Source organism: Candidatus Clostridium eludens (genome assembly GCF_045310515.1).
Lineage (GTDB): Bacteria > Bacillota > Clostridia > Clostridiales > Clostridiaceae > Clostridium_B > Clostridium_B eludens.
The window spans coordinates 90,249-110,178 of record NZ_JBJHZX010000015.1; the positions used below are offsets into that span (position 1 = coordinate 90,249).

At 31.1% G+C, this 19,930-nt stretch carries 18 protein-coding genes, 4 tRNA genes and 1 rRNA gene; 1 reads left to right on the forward strand and 22 read right to left on the reverse strand.

Annotation, left to right across the window (positions count from 1 at the left end):
* Positions 1 to 136: 136 nt before the first annotated feature.
* The 10 genes from tuf to ACJDU8_RS11545 form a co-directional block, all read right to left on the reverse strand.
* On the reverse strand, positions 137 to 1,330 hold the full coding sequence (tuf, locus tag ACJDU8_RS11500) for an elongation factor Tu (RefSeq protein ID WP_406792286.1): 1,194 nt from the start codon (positions 1,328 to 1,330) through the stop codon (positions 137 to 139).
* Positions 1,331 to 1,417: 87 nt separating this feature from the next.
* Positions 1,418 to 1,493: transfer RNA gene (locus ACJDU8_RS11505), tRNA-Thr, on the reverse strand.
* A gap of 9 nt (positions 1,494 to 1,502) precedes the next feature.
* Positions 1,503 to 1,577: transfer RNA gene (locus ACJDU8_RS11510), tRNA-Gly, on the reverse strand.
* 87 nt (positions 1,578 to 1,664) lie between these two features.
* On the reverse strand, positions 1,665 to 2,297 hold the full coding sequence (sigH, locus tag ACJDU8_RS11515) for an RNA polymerase sporulation sigma factor SigH (protein ID WP_406792317.1): 633 nt from the start codon (positions 2,295 to 2,297) through the stop codon (positions 1,665 to 1,667).
* Positions 2,298 to 2,381: 84 nt separating this feature from the next.
* Entirely contained in the window at positions 2,382 to 2,894 is a 513-nt protein-coding gene (locus ACJDU8_RS11520) for an NYN domain-containing protein (protein WP_406792300.1), read from the reverse strand.
* Positions 2,891 to 3,670 carry a 23S rRNA (guanosine(2251)-2'-O)-methyltransferase RlmB gene (gene rlmB, locus ACJDU8_RS11525; protein ID WP_406792318.1) on the reverse strand — a complete coding sequence of 260 codons (780 nt, stop codon included), beginning with the start codon at positions 3,668 to 3,670 and terminating at the stop codon, positions 2,891 to 2,893. Before rlmB ends, ACJDU8_RS11520 begins: the two co-directional genes overlap by 4 nt.
* 194 nt (positions 3,671 to 3,864) lie before the next feature.
* Positions 3,865 to 4,299, reverse strand: a complete 435-nt coding sequence (locus ACJDU8_RS11530; RefSeq protein ID WP_406792301.1) for a Mini-ribonuclease 3 — start codon at positions 4,297 to 4,299, stop codon at positions 3,865 to 3,867.
* A 29-nt stretch (positions 4,300 to 4,328) separates the two neighbouring features.
* Positions 4,329 to 5,726 carry a cysteine--tRNA ligase gene (gene cysS / locus ACJDU8_RS11535; RefSeq protein ID WP_406792302.1) on the reverse strand — a complete coding sequence of 466 codons (1,398 nt, stop codon included), beginning with the start codon at positions 5,724 to 5,726 and terminating at the stop codon, positions 4,329 to 4,331.
* Between the two features lie 204 nt (positions 5,727 to 5,930).
* Complete coding sequence (gene ispD, locus ACJDU8_RS11540; protein ID WP_406792303.1) at positions 5,931 to 6,626, reverse strand: 2-C-methyl-D-erythritol 4-phosphate cytidylyltransferase; 696 nt, start codon at positions 6,624 to 6,626, stop codon at positions 5,931 to 5,933.
* 3 nt (positions 6,627 to 6,629) lie between these two features.
* Positions 6,630 to 7,742, reverse strand: a complete 1,113-nt coding sequence (locus tag ACJDU8_RS11545; protein WP_406792304.1) for a PIN/TRAM domain-containing protein — start codon at positions 7,740 to 7,742, stop codon at positions 6,630 to 6,632.
* A 607-nt stretch (positions 7,743 to 8,349) separates the two neighbouring features.
* On the opposite strand from ACJDU8_RS11545, the gene ACJDU8_RS11550 reads away from it, so the two are divergent.
* Positions 8,350 to 8,751 carry a DUF1573 domain-containing protein gene (locus ACJDU8_RS11550; RefSeq protein WP_406792305.1) on the forward strand — a complete coding sequence of 134 codons (402 nt, stop codon included), beginning with the start codon at positions 8,350 to 8,352 and terminating at the stop codon, positions 8,749 to 8,751.
* A gap of 36 nt (positions 8,752 to 8,787) precedes the next feature.
* Here ACJDU8_RS11550 and disA read toward each other — a convergent pair whose 3' ends face one another.
* The 12 genes from disA to rrf all read right to left on the reverse strand — a co-directional run bounded on the left by disA (position 8,788) and on the right by rrf (position 19,923).
* A complete protein-coding gene (disA, locus tag ACJDU8_RS11555; protein ID WP_406792306.1) occupies positions 8,788 to 9,852 on the reverse strand; it encodes a DNA integrity scanning diadenylate cyclase DisA in 1,065 nt (354 codons plus the stop codon).
* A gap of 14 nt (positions 9,853 to 9,866) precedes the next feature.
* Positions 9,867 to 11,222 (reverse strand): DNA repair protein RadA, encoded by a 1,356-nt coding sequence (gene radA / locus ACJDU8_RS11560; protein WP_406792307.1) that lies wholly within the window; start codon positions 11,220 to 11,222, stop codon positions 9,867 to 9,869.
* Between the two features lie 164 nt (positions 11,223 to 11,386).
* Positions 11,387 to 13,840, reverse strand: a complete 2,454-nt coding sequence (locus tag ACJDU8_RS11565) for an ATP-dependent Clp protease ATP-binding subunit (RefSeq protein WP_406792308.1) — start codon at positions 13,838 to 13,840, stop codon at positions 11,387 to 11,389.
* A 22-nt stretch (positions 13,841 to 13,862) separates the two neighbouring features.
* A complete protein-coding gene (locus ACJDU8_RS11570) occupies positions 13,863 to 14,900 on the reverse strand; it encodes a protein arginine kinase (protein WP_406792309.1) in 1,038 nt (345 codons plus the stop codon).
* Between the two features lie 2 nt (positions 14,901 to 14,902).
* Positions 14,903 to 15,451 (reverse strand): UvrB/UvrC motif-containing protein, encoded by a 549-nt coding sequence (locus ACJDU8_RS11575; RefSeq protein ID WP_406792310.1) that lies wholly within the window; start codon positions 15,449 to 15,451, stop codon positions 14,903 to 14,905.
* A 56-nt stretch (positions 15,452 to 15,507) separates the two neighbouring features.
* Positions 15,508 to 15,999 carry a CtsR family transcriptional regulator gene (locus ACJDU8_RS11580; RefSeq protein ID WP_406792311.1) on the reverse strand — a complete coding sequence of 164 codons (492 nt, stop codon included), beginning with the start codon at positions 15,997 to 15,999 and terminating at the stop codon, positions 15,508 to 15,510.
* 159 nt (positions 16,000 to 16,158) lie between these two features.
* Positions 16,159 to 16,794, reverse strand: a complete 636-nt coding sequence (locus ACJDU8_RS11585; RefSeq protein ID WP_406792312.1) for a histidine phosphatase family protein — start codon at positions 16,792 to 16,794, stop codon at positions 16,159 to 16,161.
* Between the two features lie 99 nt (positions 16,795 to 16,893).
* On the reverse strand, positions 16,894 to 17,133 hold the full coding sequence (locus ACJDU8_RS11590) for a hypothetical protein (protein WP_406792313.1): 240 nt from the start codon (positions 17,131 to 17,133) through the stop codon (positions 16,894 to 16,896).
* Between the two features lie 128 nt (positions 17,134 to 17,261).
* The gene (gene fusA, locus ACJDU8_RS11595) at positions 17,262 to 19,352 is read right to left on the reverse strand and encodes an elongation factor G (RefSeq protein ID WP_406792314.1); all 2,091 of its coding nucleotides are present in this window, start codon (positions 19,350 to 19,352) and stop codon (positions 17,262 to 17,264) included.
* 291 nt (positions 19,353 to 19,643) lie between these two features.
* A tRNA-Ala gene (locus tag ACJDU8_RS11600) sits at positions 19,644 to 19,719 on the reverse strand.
* Between the two features lie 3 nt (positions 19,720 to 19,722).
* Positions 19,723 to 19,799: transfer RNA gene (locus ACJDU8_RS11605), tRNA-Ile, on the reverse strand.
* Between the two features lie 7 nt (positions 19,800 to 19,806).
* Positions 19,807 to 19,923, reverse strand: a 5S ribosomal RNA gene (gene rrf / locus ACJDU8_RS11610).
* Positions 19,924 to 19,930: the final 7 nt, after the last annotated feature.

The window sequence follows — 19,930 nt, forward strand, 5'->3', positions numbered from 1 at the left end:
AACTTATTTTTAAATTAATACATCACCTAAACAATTTATCACAACTTAGTTTTTATGTCAATGCTATTAAATTTATGAAAAATAAGACTCTATATTCCTAAAAGGACTAGGTCTAGAAACCCAGTCCTTAACATAATTACTCAGATATAGTGGTAACAACACCTGAACCAACTGTTCTTCCGCCTTCTCTTATTGCAAACCTTAATCCTTCATGCATAGCTACTGGTGTTATTAATTCTACATTCATATCTATATGATCCCCAGGCATTACCATCTCTACTCCTTCTGGTAATGATATTGAACCTGTTACATCTGTTGTTCTAAAATAAAATTGTGGTCTATATCCATTGAAAAATGGTGTATGTCTTCCGCCTTCTTCTTTCTTTAATACATACACTTGGCCTACAAATTTTTTATGTGGCTTCACTGAACCTGGCTTTGCAAGTACCTGACCTCTTTCTACTTCATCTCTCTGTACGCCTCTTAATAATGCTCCTATATTATCTCCTGCCATAGCCTGATCTAGAAGCTTTCTAAACATTTCTACACCTGTACATACTGTCTTCTTCTTCTCTTCCTTTAACCCTACTATTTCTAATTCGTCCCCTATTTTAAGTACTCCACTTTCTACTCTTCCTGTAGCTACTGTACCTCTTCCTGTAATTGTAAATACATCTTCTATTGGCATTAAGAATGATTTATCTATTGGTCTCTCTGGTGTTGGTATATAGCTGTCTACTGCTTCCATCAATTCATGTATACATTTAGTTGCCTCAGCATCATCTGGATTTTCAATTACCTTTAACGCACTTCCTACTATTATTGGAACATCGTCTCCTGGGAATCCATATTCGCTTAATAATTCCCTTACTTCCATTTCTACCAACTCTATTAATTCAGGGTCATCTACCTGATCTGACTTATTTAAAAATACTACTATATACTGTACTCCTACCCTGCTTGCCAGTAGTATATGCTCTCTTGTCTGTGGCATTGGACCATCTGCTGCACTTACTACTAGTATCGCACCATCCATCTGTGCCGCACCTGTTATCATGTTCTTTACATAGTCAGCATGTCCTGGACAGTCCACATGTGCATAGTGTCTGTTATCTGTCTGGTATTCTACATGTGCTGTATTTATTGTTATACCTCTTTCTTTTTCTTCCGGTGCCTTATCTATTTCATCGTATTTTGTAGCTGATGCTTTACCTTCCTTTGCCAGCACCATTGTTATTGCCGCTGTCAATGTGGTTTTACCGTGGTCTACGTGTCCTATTGTTCCTATGTTTACATGCGGTTTTGTTCTCTCAAACTTTTCTTTTGACATTACTTCTTCCTCCTTGTTTGTTACACATTTTATTTAAGTAAACTCATCCTGGTGTGTTGTAAGAATTTCATAAATTATTATCTATATTGGAGCCCATGACCAGGATTGAACTGGTGACCTCCACCTTACCAAGGTGACGCTCTGCCTACTGAGCTACATGGGCAATTTCAACTGGAGCGGAAGACGGGACTCGAACCCGCGACAGCCAGCTTGGGAAGCTGGTGTTCTACCACTGAACTACTCCCGCCTGTGAATCTCTGCTTTTAACACCAATAAAACTACATACCGATTATCAATTTTAATACAAGTATATTTTTTTGTCAATATGTATTTTCTATTTATTAATTAAGCATTTTTCTAACTTTCTCTTGACTCTTTGCAATGCATTGTCTATAGACTTTGCATGCCTATCCAGATCACAAGCAATTTCTTGATAGGATTTTCCATCCAAATAAGACATAAGAACTTCCATTTCCAAACTGGACAATACTTCACCTATTTCAGTATGTATATGATTTAGTTCTTCCCTGCTAATTATTAGTTCTTCTGGATCTGCCACTTTAGCCTCTGATAAAACATCCAATAAGGTTCTATCTGATTCTTCATCATATATAGGTTTGTTTAAAGAAACATATGTATTTAATGGAATGTGCTTTTGTCTAGTAGCAGTCTTTATGGCTGTTATTATTTGACGCGTTACACAAAGTTCAGCAAAAGCTTTAAAAGACGACAATTTATCTGTCTTAAAATCTCTTATTGCCTTATAAAGTCCTATCATCCCTTCTTGATAAATATCTTCTTTATCTGCTCCGATCAAAAAATATGATTTTGCTTTAGATTTAACAAAATTCTCATATTTATTTATCAAATATTCTTGGGCCCTTACATCTCCCATTTTTGCTTGAATAACTACTTCCTCATCCAATTTTTCTTCAAAGGAGGAAATTTTCTTACTATTATAACCCATATCCACCAAGATATCCCCTCCAAAATAAATATAAAAAAACATATTTTAATTATACATTAAAATTAAATTTACAGTCAATAGATTTTAGCGACTTTTGCGAATTTTTTCAAGTTTTTCCAGCATATCCTTTGCTATTCTGTCTTCTAATGTATGCTTTTTTTCAGAATATTTTTTTTGAATTTTACTTTTTATTTTTAATTCTACATTTTTAACTTCATGGTAAAACTCAATAGATGACATTCTTGCAGCACCCCTCTGAAATGTTATCTGCTGTTCTAATGAATCAGAAGTCACTACAAACACTTCACTTCTACGTCCTATTTTATTAACTGTTTTTTCTATAAAGGAGTCTGCAGTTTCATTTTCCTTAGTGAATACTGTCATGACATTTTCACTTACTTTTTCTTTTTTTTCTAGGCTTCCTGCTACCATATGAGCATCAAATACTATACAAACATTATATCCTTTATAAGCTGCATAATTGCTTAAACTTTCTATAAGTTGTTGTCTTGCAGCTTCAAAACTATAATTCTTTATATCATTCAATTCAGGCCAACTATTTATTACATTATATCCATCTACAAAAATAATTCTCAATTTTTATCACATTTCATTTTTTGTTTCAGTATTTCGTACATTAAAATACCTGCTGCCACGGAAGCATTTAAAGAGGATATATTCCCTATCATGGGTATTTTTACTAATCCATCACACTTTTCTCTGGTTAATTTTGATATTCCTCTCCCCTCACTTCCTATAATTAAAGCTATAGAACTATTAAAATCAACGTCAAAGCAATAGCTTTCTCCGCTAACGTCGGCCCCATATACCCATATATTTTCTTTTTTTAATTTTTCTATTACAGTATTCAAATTTGTAACTTTACATATTCTTATATATTCTACTGCTCCTGCAGAGGATTTATATACTGAAGGCGTAATACCCACATTTCTTCTTTTCGGTATTATAATTCCATGTGCTCCGCATACCTCAGCAGTTCTTATTATGGCTCCAAAATTATGAGGATCTTCTATTTCATCTAATATAATTATAAAAGGATTTTCTCCTCTCTTTAGAGCATAATCTAATATATCCTCTACTTGGCAGTATCTATAAGGAGTCACCTGTGCAATTACTCCCTGATGTGCTCCTGTTTCAGAAATTTTATCCAGCTTCCTTTTATCTATTTTCTTTATAACCACACCTTTTTCTTTAGCAATTGCAAGTATTTTGTTTATAGAACCTGATATATTCCCATCTGTTATAAAAATTTGCTCTATAGTTACATTATTAGATTTTAAAGCTTCAATAACTGCATTTCTTCCCTCAATTAAGTCTTCTCTAACTTTAGGTTGGTTTTTAACGCTTTCCATCTTATTACTATCTTTATAATTTAAACCATCATGTTTATTTTTCATACTTCTACCCTTTGTATTTTAAATTTAATTGTTATTTTTTATTTTAATGTATTTTTATAGTTTTTATTTTCCCATAAGTATAATTTTCCCTTATAATCACAAACTATTTGTAAAGGAAAACTCTAGTACTAACCTTTTCAACTTTTAATCTAAAATTCCCCTTTATTCTTCAAGGTAATTATAAACTTAAACAAATATTTTAGTCTATCCATTTCACCAGTTAAATATAAGAATCCCACTAAAGTTTCAAATCCTGTTGCAAACCTATATTCTTGCATATCTGCATTTTTAGGCACTGTTCCAGATTTAGCATTTCTTCCTCTTTTAAAAAAGTACAATTCCTCATCAGATAGTTGTTTCTCTAACCTTTTTATAATTTCACTTTGAGAATGTGCTTTTACAAATTTTATAGCTCTCACATGGAGATTGTGCACTGACATATCTTCATGTTCATTTACTAAATAAGTTCTTACAAATAATTCATATACGGCATCTCCTACAAAAGCAAGAGTAAGGGGATTTAATTGTCTAACACTCACCTTATCAAATTTTATCTCCAGCAAATCATTCAAATCATTTTCCATTTAGTTTCTCCTATTAAGATATATAAAAACTATATTCTTTTCCACCTTACCCCTCCTGGAGTATCTTCCAAAATTATTCCGTTGTCTTTTAAATCATCTCTTATTTTATCAGCTAATGCCCAATTTTTCTCACGCCTAGCTTTTTGCCTTTTTTCTATTAAAAGCTGAATTTCTGTTTCTATACTTCCTTTTTTAGATTTTTGGAGTATTCCAAGTGGAGAACCTAACTCTCTTATTAAATCAAGTGAATAATTAATTATTGTTCTGGATGAATTTTCATGTATATTAGTATTTATGTCTCTTATCAAATCAAAAATTACTGATATAGCATCTGCAGTATTAAAATCATCATCCATTTTTTCTATATATCGTTGTTTATATTTATCTAATTGATTTTTATATTCTTCTTCATCCCGTAACATGCTATCATCCTTAGCTTTATCCAAAAGTTCTTCTAAATTTGTAATTGAATTGTAAATTCTATCTAGTGCTGATTGGGTAGAATCTAAAAGTTCAATACTAAAGTTTATAGGAGTTCTATAATGACCGGATAACATAAATAATCTTACAACATCCGATTCATATTTATCTAAAATTTCTCTTGTAGTAAAAAAATTATTTAAAGATTTGGACATCTTCTGATTATTTACATTTACAAAAGCAGAATGCATCCAATATTTAGAAAATATTTTTCCAGTTCTACCTTCACTTTGAGCTATTTCATTTTCATGATGGGGAAATTTTAAATCAGAACCACCTGCATGTATATCTATAGTTTCACCTAATATATTATAAGCCATACAAGAACACTCTATATGCCATCCCGGTCTTCCCATTCCCCAAGGACTTTGCCATGAAGGTTCTCCTGGCTTTTCATGCTTCCAAACTGCAAAATCCATAGGGTTCTTCTTTTTTTCATCTACATCTATTCTAACTCCCGTTTGAAGTTGTTCAATATTTTGTCCTGAGAGTTTTCCATACTTGTTGAATTGTTTTGTACTAAAATACACACTTCCATCTGCTTCGTACGCATAACCCTTATCTATTAAATCCTGTATAAATTCAATTATCTTTGTTATATAGAATGTGGCTCTAGGATTTACTGTAGCTCTTCTTATATTTAAAGCATCTGCATCTTTATAATATTCATTTATAAATTTATCTCCAAGCTGCTGTACAGTTATATCCTCATCATTTGCTCTTTTTATCATTTTATCATCAATATCAGTAAAATTTTGTACAAATTTTACATTATAACCTCTATATTCGAAATATCGCCTTACAGTATCAAACACCACAAAAGTTCTAGCATTACCTATATGGAAAAAATTATATACTGTAGGACCACATACGTACATTTTTACTTCCCCTGGGGTCAGAGGAATAAATTCTTCTTTTTTTCTGGTCATTGTATTGAAAATTCTCACTGAATTCTATACCTCCCTAATCTTATCTTTATGCTATCCATATAAATCCTATAATCAATATACTAAAATACTTAATTTTAATTCCTTAAATATTTTATCACATTATTGCAACTTATTTAAGCCCTATTCATATGCTGTCCATTATTCTTCAACATAAACATAAACCCGCAGTTTATCCTATGACGTTTATTACAACTGCAGGTTTTATTGCACTTTATGTATTTTCACTATATTTTCCGCTATAGCTAAATCCTCAGGTGTAGTTATTTTTATGTTGTCATAACTTCCTTCATATAAATAAACTTTATTACCATAATGCTCCACTACTGTAGTATCATCAGTAGCCTGAGAATTCTCATCCATGAATTTTTTATGACAGTCATAAATTAAATCATATTTGAAACATTGAGGAGTTTGAACCACAAACAAGTTCTCTCTTTCTAATGTAGTATGAGAAAATCCTTCTTTATTTTTAACCTTTATAGTATCTTTAGGTGTAATTCCACAGGCACATGCCCCATACATGTTAGAATACATTATTCCATCTTCAATGATTTTATTCGTAACAAAAGGCCTTGCCCCATCATGAATTAAAACCACGTCACAGTTTTTCAAGACCTTTAAGCCATTAAATACTGAATCTTGTCGTTCTTTTCCTCCACTAACTATCCCAATAACCTTATCAAAACTATACTTTTCAACTATTTCCTCTCTGCAATATTCAATTTCATCTTTAGCACATACCACTACAATCCCATCTATTAGAGAGTTTTGGGAAAATATATGAATAGAATAATACAAAATTGGCTTACCTTGAACAAGTATAAACTGCTTATTGATTGGCCTTTTCATTCTTTTTCCCTTACCAGCTGCTACAATAATAGCATAGTTGTTTCCCATAAATTATAACTCCTCTTTTTGCTTTGCGAATATCATTCTCCCTGCTGCAGTTTGTAGCACAGAAGTTACCACTACATCTTTTGTTTCCCCGATAAATTTTTTTCCTCCCTCTATAACTATCATAGTACCATCATCTAAATAGGCTATACCCTGTCCTGATTCTTTTCCATCTTTAATTATCTGCACATTCATTTCTTCTCCTGGAAGTACCACTGGCTTTACCGCATTAGCAAGTTCATTTATATTAAGTACTGGTACCCCCTGAAATTCTGCGACTTTATTCAGATTATAGTCATTTGTTACTACCTTACCGCTTAAAATCTGTGAAAGCTTCAAAAGCTTACTATCCACCTCAGTCATATTGGGGAAATCTTTCTCATATATTTGTACATCAATACTTAATTCCTTTTGTATTTTATTCAACACATCTAACCCTCTTCTTCCACGGGTTCTTTTTAGTCCATCTGAAGAATCTGCTATATGCCTCAGTTCTGCTAATACAAAATCCGGAATTACCAATGGCCCCTCCACAAATCCTGTTTGACATATATCAAATATTCTTCCATCTATTATTACCGAAGTATCTAAAACCTTAGGGTATACTTTTTGTTCACATTCATCCTTAACCTTTTTTTCTTTACCAGTTCCTTGAGACTTTCGATATCCTACATTAGACAGCAAGGACATCAATTCCTCTCTCTTTCGTATAGCTATGTTAGCACCTAATGCAGCCATAAGTATAGCTATTATTACAGCCAACATAGCCCCTACAACTGGTACTTTCGCCAACAAATTAAGAAACACTGCAGATATGAGCAGCCCAATTAATGCTCCTACAACTCCTAATAATATTTCCGTTGCCGGAAGTTTCTGAACACTTTTTTCAACATAATCCATAATCTTCATAATAATCGAATTAATCCAAGGTGATATTAAAAATAATATAATTCCAAAAAACAAAGTTAACAAAATTAAAAATAAGATCTTTTTTACAGGGCTATCACTCACATAAAATATTTTAGTAAAATAATCAGAATTTATTACAACATCCCCCGCTAAATATCCTAATATCAAGCCTATTATTGTAAAAAGTCCTCTAAGTATTTTTTTTAACAATAAATACACCTCCTTGTACGTTAATTACATTTTTTTCATTTTATTTGCTTTAATATATAATATATTAAGTAAATAATTTTTTCAATAAAACTAAGCTTATTTAATAAATTATTTACTTAAATAAATTATTTAATCAACACCTTTATATAATTATACCAAAAATACAAATTATAAGTAAATTATCCCCATTATTTTACATGGCAATCCCCCTATTAATAATATTATTATTAGTTTATTATATATATCAAATGATTCTAAGATTCAGGTGGAGTTTGCTTACGAGAAATGCTTTTCTACATCTAAACCTTAAAATCACTTATCCATGCAGCCCCAGTGTTTATCCCCCACTTTGAAAAAGATGGGAATATTAGCAATGGTACCGCTTGGATAAAGTAACCATTCTTGTAGGTTCATGAATATATTTTTGTGTAAATTAATGTTATATAAATTATAAAAGAAAATATATGATTGAAATGCGTATCCATCGTTAGAAAAATATGGTATTATAGAATTTAGAAATAGATCTATTTTACTAAAAAAATCATCTAACATTACAATTAATAAAATTGTAGGTAATATGCTAAATCTATATAAGGAGTTGAACTGGATGAAAGACATAATATTTGATGATTTCCAAAATGCCGTAAATGAATCACTATTAAGACATAAGAGTATTTTAGATATAATTACTAAACTTCAAGAATCAAACGCCCGAATAAATAGAGCTATTGCAAAATCCATTACCAACTGCGGATGTATAGAAGTTTGTGCTAAAAAACAGCATGTATCCGGAGATAATGCTTTAAATATTGAATTCTTAAAAACTTGTTTAAACACACATACAAAGGGCTCTTTATGTGATAACTGTAGAGATGTCATACAAAATGAAATAGGTAACAATATATTTTACCTTACTTCCTTATGTAATATACTTGACTTAAATTTATATGATATACTCCTAAAGGAATATGATAAGATAAACACTCTGGGAAAATACTCCTTTAGATAAATTTTAGCACAAAATAATGTTGAATATTATTTTGTGCTAAAATTTATTATCTATCATAATTTGCTCTCTAAGCCTTCTTAACCCATTCTTTATAGCTCTAGCCCTAGCTTCTCCTATTCCCTCAACTCTATCCAGTTCTTCATAAGAAGCTTCCATAATGCCTTTAAGTTCCTTAAAATTTTTAACTAGATTATCTATTACATTAGTCGGTATTCTAGGAATCTTGCTCAACATTCTATATCCCCTTGGAGATATAAGGGTATCAACTAATGGAACTGCTGTATATCCCATGGCTCTAGAAATAAAATCAAGATTTAATAGCTCATCAGAAGCTATTTCCTGAATTTGTTTATATATTTCATCATAATCCATATCAATTTGACAATAATCTCTTATCATCAGTATACCATCCCGTTCAACACTTTTAATAAGTTCATTTAGCTGCATGGAAATTAGTCTTCCTTCGTTTCCTAGTTCACATATGTATATTTCAATTTCAGATACTATTCTCATTACCATTTCAGTCCTTTGAATAGCAGTCATTACATCAAACAATGTAACTATATCCTGAAACTCAAGAATATTAAGATTACTAACAACCCTATCTAATACAGCTACGTATTTCTCCAAAGTCTGAAGTGCCTGATTAGCCCTCCCCAGCATAACACTACTATCTCTCAAAACATATTTAATATGTCCTCTATATACAGTTATAACATTTCTTCTCTGAGAAATTGCAATAACTATAACTCCTGTCTGTTTAGCTACCCTATCTGCTGTCCTGTGTCTTGTTCCTGTTTCGAAAGTTGGTATACTGGAATCCGGAATAAGCTGGGTATTGGCATATAGTATTTTTTTCAAATCACTACTGAGTATTATAGCACCGTCCATCTTTGCAAGCTCATATATATAAGAGGGACTATACTCTGCGTTAATAGTAAATCCTCCATCTACCACCTTTAGTATTTGTTCACTGTCTCCTAGTACTATAAGCCCACCAGTTTTAGCTCTTAATATGTTTCTAAGCCCCTCTCTAAGTTGAGTTCCTGGTGCCAAAAGTTTTAATATACCTTTAAGTTCTTTTTCCTTTTCTAATCTCAAAATTATCACCCTAATTAAAAAACTTTGTTTAATGCTTCCTTCAAAGAGGATACCCCTATAATATTTATTTCCCTATCATTTATCTTTTCCTTATTTCTACCTGGTATTAATATATTTCTAAATCCCATCTTTTCCGCTTCATTTACAATTCTATCACAAAAAGATACCGCTCTAATCTCTCCTGTAAGACCAATTTCACCTACTACCAATAGATTCTCTAGTTTTATTCCTTTAGATTTAGCACTTGATATAAGAGCAAGTCCTAGTCCTAAATCTCCGAATGTGCCCTCTATTTTAAGTCCTCCTACTACATTAGCATAAACATCACAATTATAAAATGGAATCTTAAGCTTTTTTTCCAGCACTGCTAAGATTAAATTTAATCTAGCTATATCCACACCTACTGCTGTTCTCCTTGGAATAACTGCTCTAGTTTCACTAACTAAAGCCTGTATTTCAACTAATATAGGTCTCTTACCCTCCATTATCCCAATAACTATAGAGCCTTCTTTTTGAAATTCTCTATCTTCTAAAAATGCTGCAGAGGGATTTGATATTTCTCTAAGCCCATTTTCTATCATCTCAAACACACCAATTTCACTGGTAGTACCAAATCGATTTTTTACAGTTCTAAGTATTCTGAACTCCTCCGTTCTCTCTCCTTCAAAAGATAATACTGTATCAACTATATGTTCTAAAACCCTAGGCCCAGCTAATTCTCCTTGTTTTGTAATATGCGCCACTATAAAAAAAGATATATTATTTGACTTTCCTATACGCATAATATGATTAGATGTTTCTCTAACTTGAGACACACTACCTGGTGCAGAACTGATAAATTCCCTGAATAACGTTTGTATAGAATCTATAACTACAAATATGGGATTATTCTTTTCTATATAACTCTCTATTTTGTCTAAATTAGTTTCTGAAACCACATAGAGATTATCAGATAAAGAATTAAGTCTATCACCTCTCATTTTTATTTGCTCCTCTGACTCTTCTCCTGAAACATACAATACTTTTCCGTACTTGCCTGCAATATTACTGGCAGTTTGTAAAAGTAGTGTGGATTTTCCAATGCCAGGAGCTCCTGATATAAGTGTAATAGAGCCTTTAACAATTCCTCCTCCAAGAACTCTATTTAATTCCATTATACCAGTATCCAATCTTTTATATTCACCAGACTTTATATCATTAATACTTTTGGGTACACTTTCAAATTCTACATTTGAAAAGTACGATCCATGAGTTGATTTAACCTCTTCTACCATACTATTCCAACTATTACAACTAGGACATTTCCCTAGCCATTTTGGAGATTCATATCCACATTGTTGACATGTAAAAATAGTTTTCTTTTTCACCATGTAATTGTTTCCTCCTGTATAAGATATTATTATACAATATAATTATATAATTTTGTTAAGAATTATATAATTTTTTAGGAACTATTTAACTTTTAATAAAAAATAAGCTTTATGCTCTCTATATTATAGAGTATAAAGCTTATTTATATTCAAAAAATTTTCTATTATTGAATTAACTTTTGATTTACTTTATTAAAAGCCAATTCTTTTCCTTGAACAATTACTTCTACTTTATCTCCTTTTTTAACATTGCCTTTTAACATTTCTTCAGAAAGTCTGTCCTCCACTGTCTTAGTAATGGCTCTCCTAAGCGGCCTTGCACCATAAGTTACATCGAAACCTTCTTTAGCTAATAACTCTTGTGCCTTTTTATCAAAATTAATCTCTATTTCTTGCTCTTTAAGCCTCATAGAAACATCATTCAGCATAAGTTTTACTATTTGTTTCAAATCATCTTCCTGTAATTGGTGGAACACTATAATATCGTCAATCCTATTTAAAAATTCAGGCCTAAAAGAAGTCTTCAGTTCTTCCATTATATTATCCTTCATTTTCTCATATTCATCTTGTTTTTCACTATCATTCACAATGGTAAATCCCATAGATTTTTGTTTTTTAATGGTAGATGCTCCTACATTAGATGTCATTATAATTATAGTATTTTTAAAATTTATAGTTTTTCCTTTTCCATCTGTTAGCCTTCCATCCTCAAGTATTTGTAATAATATATTAAATACTTCAGGATGCGCCTTCTCTATTTCATCAAATAGTACTACTGAGTAAGGAGTTCTTCTTACCTTCTCAGTGAGCTGTCCTCCCTCATCATATCCTACATATCCTGGTGGGGAACCTATAAGTTTAGATACAGTGTGTTTTTCCATATATTCAGACATATCAATTCTTATAATATTATTTTCATCACCGAACATAGCTTCAGCCAGAGCTTTAGATAATTCAGTCTTTCCAACACCAGTAGGCCCTAAAAATATAAAGGAACCTATAGGTCTCTTAGGATCTTTAAGTCCAACCCTAGCCCTTCTCACTGCCCTTGCTATAGATTTAACTGCTTCATCCTGACCTATTACCCTCCTATGGAGAATATCTTCTAATTTTAATAACCTTTGTAACTCTTTTTCAGTTAATTTTTCTACTGGTATATTAGTCCACTGTGACACTACTGATGCAATTCTTTCTTCTCCTACTATTAATGTGGACACCTCTTTTTTAGTTCTCCAATTAGTCTTTAATCCTTGTAATTTATCTTTTAATTCCTTCTCTATATCTCTCAATTTAGCTGCTTTTTCAAAATCTTGTACTCTAATAGAATCCTCTTTTTCTTTAGTTGCCTTCTCTAATTCCCCTTCTAAATTTTTCAAATCTGGTGGAGCAATTAAATTTTGTATCCTTACTTTAGCAGCTGCCTCATCAATAAGATCAATAGCTTTATCTGGTAAATATCTATCTGTAATATATCTATCGGATAAATTTACTGCAGCATCAATAGCTTCATCTGTTATCTTTACTCTATGGTGAGCTTCATATTTATCCCTTAATCCTTTTAATATTAAAACTGCTTCCTCTTTTGTAGGTTCCCCTACTAATATAGGCTGAAATCTTCTTTCAAGTGCAGCATCCTTTTCAATATATTTTCTATATTCATCTACCGTAGTAGCTCCTATACATTGTATTTCACCTCTAGCCAAAGCTGGCTTTAATATATTAGATGCATCTATAGCTCCTTCTGCAGCTCCAGCTCCTATTATTGTATGGATTTCATCTATAAACAATATTACGTTCCCCGATTTTCTTATTTCCTCCATAACTTTTTTAAGTCTTTCTTCGAACTCTCCTCTATATTTTGATCCTGCTATCATTGAAGAAAGATCTAACGTAACTACTCTTTTTCCCTTTAAAAGTTCAGGTATATTAGCCACTACTATTTTCTCTGCCAAGCCTTCTGCTATAGCAGTTTTACCAACTCCCGGATCTCCTATGAGGCAAGGATTATTCTTAGTTCTTCTACTTAATATTTCTAAAACCCTCTGAGTTTCTTTATCTCTGCCTATAACTGGATCTAATTTTCCTTCCCTTGCCATATCAGTCAAATCTCTTCCAAACTGATCTAGAGTTGGAGTAGGCTCTCCATTTTCTTTTTTAGAATTATTTGAATTGATTGATTGCTCTCCAGAAAGAGAATCTACAAGCTGTTTTCTTAATTTATTAAAATCAGCTCCCAAATTATTCAAAATAGTAAATGCCACACCCTCTGCTTCTCTAATCAACGCAAGTAGAATATGCTCTGGACTAATATAATTATGATTCAAATTTCTAGCTTCGAATAAACTTAACTCTAAAAGCCTCTTTGTTCTTGGCGTAAGAGGTATTTCCTTATTATATAGATCAATCTCTCCTCTACCCTCATATTCTTCTATAAAACTTCTCACTGTTTCAATAGTAATATTCATATTATTTAAAAAATTCTTAGCTATTCCATCTTCTTTTAATATTCCCAGAAGTATGTGCTCTGTACCCACATAACCATGTTGAAGTGCTTGTGCTTCTTCTTGAGCATAAATTAATACCTTTTGTGCCCTTTCAGTAAATCTTCCAAACATCATAGTGTATTTCACTCTCCTTTTATTAAGCTGTATTTACAGCTAATTTTTCTCTAACAAATTTAGCTCTATTAAAATCTCTATCCTTGTTTGATAAACATTCCTTATATTCTTTCTGTATTGTAGCTGGCTGTACTTCTACTAAAAGTTTATTTAAAGTTATTTTATCTACATTTTTAATTATCCCCATCTCTACTCCTAATCTTACATCTGATAAAAGTTTTAAACATTCAGTTGAATTTAAAAGTACTGCTGATTTTAACACACCTAGTGCCCTATAAATTTTATCTTCTAGTTCGTATTTATATTTTTTCATAAAATTTTCTCTAGAAATTCTCTCTTGACTTATTATTTGAAGAACTAAAGCCTTTAAATTACTTAATATCTCTTCTTCATTGCGTCCTAAAGTTACTTGATTGGAAATCTGATATATATTTCCTATAGCTTTTGACCCCTCACCATATAACCCCCTAATAGTCATGCCAACTTGAGCTAATGCATTTAACAGTCCATTCAACTGGTTATTTAAAGAAAGTGCCGGCAAATGAAGCATGACAGAAGCTCTAAGTCCTGTTCCTACATTTGTAGGACACGCCGTTAGATATCCTAGCTTTTCATCAAATGCATACTGCAAATTTTCTTCTAATAAATCATCTATTTTCTCACTTAAATCATATACTTCTTCTAAATTTAATCCTCCTGTTATACACTGAATTCTAACATGATCCTCTTCATTTATCATAATACTTATAGTTTCCTGATCATCTAATATAAAAGCTGACTTAGATGAGTTATCTATCAAGTTTTTACTTATGAGATGTTTTTCTAAATAAATATTTTTGTCATTGTCACTTTTTTCCCATAGATAATTAGTTGTAAATTTTTCTTTAGTATCTGAAGATGTATAAAAAGCATTTTCTACAAGTTCAATTACCTCTTTGCTTTTTTGTACAGTTAGTTTATGTGAAAAAGGAATCTTAGCTAAATTTCTGGCTAATCTTATTCTACTACTTATGACTAAACCACAATTATCATCATCACAAGTAGTCATCCAATTATTCATAACTACTCCTCCTTTTTGCTATCTTCATTTAGGTAAATTTGTTTCTTAAGCTGTTTTATTCTATCCCTTATAGTTGCAGCTTTTTCATATTCTTCTAAAGATATTGCTTTTTGAAGCTCTTCCTTTAATTTTAAAAGATTTTTTCTCTCTATAATATTTTTTCCAGTCTTCTTAGGAACTTTACCTGTATGATCTGAATTTGCCTGAACTCTCTTAATTATTGGTTCTAAAATATTACTAAAATTTTTATAACATTCACTACATCCTACAAGTCCTATTTTTTTAAATTCACTATAGGAAGTGTTACAATTTTTACAACATATATCAAAACTCTTATATTGTTCATTATTAGCGTTACTCATGTAATCCATAATTCCACTTAATATGTTCTGAAATCCAAATGAAGAAACAAACTCTATTTGTGGTACAAAATTTAATTCCCCTTTTTCTTTTGCACATTTTTCACACAAATTAATATCTTGTTTATATCCATTTATTATCTTTGTTACATGAACTGTAGCATCATTTTTCTTACATATATCACAAAGCATATTATCACTCCCATACATGCAAATATAATATTTACAATAATTATTATATCACATATTTACCTATTAATAACAAATTCAGGTGCATTAAATATAACAAGCATCAAGGATTTTAATATATCAGCTCTCAATTTATTTTTATTTTCCATTAAAGTATTTAGCGTTCTATCATTTATAATTACCTTTAATATTATAGCCTCTCTTTCCGTTATAATTTCTTCTTCGAAAAGCCCATCTATAATTTGCATAGCAGCATTATAAGTTATGCTATACCCTATCTTTTCAATTATAATTTCAAGTAAATTTTTATTACAATTAACTTCTACCTTTTTTATAATTATATATCCCCCGCCTCCCCTCTTACTCTCTATATAGTAACCTTTATCTATAGTAAATCTAGTAGTTAGTACATAATTTATCTGTGATGGAGCACAGCTAAAATAATTTGCCAATTCATTTCTCCCAATTTGAAGCTGGGCATTATTATTATTATTATTATTATTGAACATATCTTTTATAAACTCTTCTATAATATCTGATAATCTTGCCAATCTATCACCTTCTTGACTTTGACTTTCTTTGACTTTATTTAATAGTATTATTATCTATACATTAAATCAACCTTTATATATATTTAAATTTAGTATTTTTAAATGAAATACTAAATTTAAATATATTTTTCTTCATATTTCTAAGATATACTATAAATTTCATATTGTATTTACACTTTTTATCTCTCCTAGATGTGATGTATCTCCATATAACAAAATATTATAGCATCCACTCTCTATTTCAACCTCACTTAAACTTGCCTGATGAATATAAGAACCTTCCCACAATTCATCTAAAGGCCTATTCTCAAAATATGCCATCATAATTCTTAATACTACAGTATGAGTTACAATCAGGATACTTTTACCTTCATATCTACTAATAATTTCCTTGATTAGAGATACAACTCTAGTTTTTACCTGTGCAAAACTTTCTCCTGTATCAGGAACATATATCTTAGGGTTTGTCCAAAAATTATCAAGCTGCTCCGGGTTTTTTTCTCGAGCTTGTTCTTTAGTTAATCCTCCCCACTCTCCTATATCTATTTCCATGAGTCTGTCATCTTTTATTATAGGTATATTTCTCTGTGCCGCTACTATTCTAGAAGTTTTTACTGCCCTTTCCAATGGGCTTGAATATATTATATCAAAATTTATATCCTGCACTCTATTTTTTAATAAATTAGCTTGTTCAATGCCTTTCTCAGTAAGAGGTGAATCTTTCATGCCGCCCTGCATTTTTCTCTCTATATTCCATATAGTTTCCCCATGTCTTACTAAATATAATTTAACCATACTACTTATCTCCTTTTAATTTAGTAAATATATATTAATTTTTTATATAAACTCTTATAATTTTTTATTATATCATATAATGTACTAAAAAATTATATTTTAATCCACATTTTTAAATGCTTTTATATAGTATTTATCTCCATTATGAAGCTCACTTGAATTAATTACAAAATTTTTATTTTCTAACATGTTACATATAATTTTTACATTCTCATCATCATTTTTATCCATAATTATAGTTAAATTATCATTTTTATTTACTATTGACATATAATCTTGTATGCTGCTATAATCAGCCAAGTTAATTTTGCCTACTATATTCATCTTGTATTGGGACATAAAATCTCTCCTTAACTTAAATACATTAAAATAACTAATAAAGTTATTATTTAATTTAGGCAATTAAAATATTCGTATTATTTAATTTTAAAAGCCCCAGTAGAATTTTATTCTACCAGGGCTTAAATTTATTCGTCTTTAACCTTTACCTTTTTGCTGCCTTCTATTATTTTATTAGCTTGAGAAGGTGGAACTTCTTCGTATCTTTCAAATCTCATGGTAAAGTCTCCTCTAGCTTGAGTCATAGATCTTAAATCTGTAGCATATCTAAACATTTCTGCCTGAGGTACTTCTGCTATTATTATCTGACGATCTCCAGAAGCATTCATTCCAAGAACTCTTCCCCTTTTTTTGTTTATATCGCCTATTATATCCCCCATATAATACTCAGGAACAGACACCTCCAGGTGTACAATTGGCTCCAACAAAACAGGTTCAGCTTCTAGAAGTCCTTTTTTATAGGCTAGAGAAGCGGCTGTTTTAAATGCCATTTCCGAAGAATCTACAGGGTGGAAAGATCCGTCATGAAGGGTAGCTCTTAATCTTATTACCGGATAGCCAGCTAAAACTCCTTGACTTATGCACTCTCTTAGCCCTTTTTCAACAGCAGGTATATATTGTCTTGGTACTACTCCTCCCACTACCTTATCTACAAATTCCAAGTCATCTTCTCCATCAACCCTAGGCTCAAATTTAATTTTCACATCTCCATATTGCCCATGACCCCCTGACTGTTTCTTATGTTTACCCTGGACATCAGAAGCTTTCTTTATAGTTTCCCTATAAGGTATCTTTGGATCTTGCAAAATAACTTCTACACCAAATTTAGATTTTAATTTACAAGATACTATATCCGTATGTGTTTCTCCCATGCCGAAAATTACTACTTCTGCATTTTCTACATCCCTAGTTATTTTAAAGGTCGGATCTTCTTCCAATAATTTATTCAATCCACTTAATATTTTATCTTCATCATTTTTTGATTTTGGCAAAACTGCTTTTGATATTACTTCTGGAGGAAATTTAATATCTTCAAACATAATAGGAGAGGAAGGTTCACATAGAGTATCTCCTGTACTTGTAAATTGCAATTTAGCCACAGCTCCTAAATCCCCTGCTATTATTTCAGAAACAGCAGTTTGCTGCTTTCCTCTTAAAAAATACATAGAACCTATTTTTTCATTTTTATCTTTTTTAGTATTATAAACAGTCATATCAGATTTTAACTTTCCAGTCATAACTCTAAATAAAGATAATTTTCCTACAAAAGGATCCGCTATAGTTTTAAATACAAATGCTGAAAAAGGAGCTGTCTCATCTATTTTAATCATGACTTCAGAATTATCTTTTAAATCTTTGCCAGAAATAGCCCCCATATCTTCAGGAGATGGAAAGCACTGTACTATATTTTCTAATAAAGTTTCTACCCCTATTACATTAAGAGCAGAACCACACATTACAGGAACAACATCTCCTTTAGAACAACCATTTATTAGTCCTGTATAAATATCTTCATCACTTAAAATTCCATCATTAAAATATTTATCTAAGAGCTTTTCATCCGTTTCTGCCACAGCTTCCATTATCATATTTTTGCATTCATCAATTTTTTCTAAAATATCCTCAGGAATGTCTACTTCCTTCATTGTTTTACTCTTTTCATCGAACATTTTAGCTTTTCTTGAAATAACGTTTACAATACCCTTAAAATCATTTTCTTTACCTATAGGATATTGAATTGGCACTACAGATAAGCCAAATTTTTCTTTTAAATCTGCTAACACTTTATCAAAATCCGAATTTTCTCTATCTAACTTATTTATATAGAATGCTCTTGGAAGCTCTCCTTTATTTACATAATCCCAAGATTTCTCAGTTCCTACTTGAGCTCCTGATACACCAGATACCATAATCATAGCTAAATCAATTGCTCTTAATCCTTGAAAAATTTCTCCCACAAAATCAAAATATCCTGGCATATCAACTAAATTTATCTTTACATCCTTCCATTTACACGAAGCTATTGAGGTAGATACAGATATTTTTCTTTTCTTTTCTTCAGTATCATAATCACTAATTGTATTTCCATCTTCAATTTTTCCTAATCTGTCTATAGTTTTTGTATGGTAAAGTATCGCTTCTGTCAATGTGGTTTTTCCAGAACCACTATGTCCAATAATTCCTATGTTCCTCAAATTTTTTGTTAAATATGTTTTCATAGGCAATTCCTCCTTCTACTTTACATTTAATTTATATATTTTACTTCATTAATTATATTCTACTTATATCATATTCTACCTAATAATTAAAAATCCCTTTTAAAAATTAAATAAATTTTCACAATAATTTTTATTATGATTCTATTTTAAACATATATTCAATTTTATTCAATGATAAAATCTATTCAAAATTTGTATATTATACTTTTAATATATAAATAAAGATACATGACCATATTATAGCAAATCTAAATACTAAAAAACGAGTAACAAAATTGTTACTCGTTTTTTTGGTGGAGATAAAGAGATTCGAACTCTTGACCCTCTGCGTGCAAGGCAGATGCTCTCCCAGCTGAGCTATACCCCCATATGGTGGACCTTCAGGGACTCGAACCCCGGACCAACCGGTTATGAGCCGGTTGCTCTAACCAACTGAGCTAAAGATCCTTATCTTACCTGGCGACGACTTACTCTCCCACAGAGCCTCCCCTGCAGTACCATCAGCACTGTGGAGCTTAACCTTCCTGTTCGAAATGGTAAGGGGTGTTTCCTCCACGTCATAGCCACCAGATTTTCGT